At 59.0% G+C, this 283-nt stretch carries 1 protein-coding gene; it reads right to left on the bottom strand.

Features of this window, described 5'->3' with window-relative positions:
* The coding region (locus ACX3VQ_RS12980; protein ID WP_462581464.1) for a DUF3179 domain-containing (seleno)protein at window positions 1-283 on the bottom strand (283 nt) is incomplete at both ends.

The raw sequence follows: 283 nt of genomic DNA, 5'->3' as shown, positions 1-283 counted from the left end.
GCCATAGGGTTGGTGGCGGCCGGTGGAAGGGACAAGGACTTTCCCATCGGGAAATTCCTCGCGGAACAATCTCCAGGCTTCGATGCGCGCGGGAATGGCTGCCAGTGTCTTGCCGGTATGGCGCCCCACGATCGCTTCGCCAGTGAACTGCTGCCACAAAGTCTCGGTCTGATGATCGTACATCACCAGGTCGGAATGCCGCAGCCTGCCTGTGGTGCCAAAGGTCAGGGTAGAACCGTCGATCCTGCGGTCAAACACCATCGAAGTGTTGCAAAGTGGGCAA

The organism is Altererythrobacter chaiwopuensis, from assembly GCF_054957735.1.
Note: the sequence above shows the minus strand (reverse complement) of the source record. Positions and strands in the feature narration are given on the sequence as shown.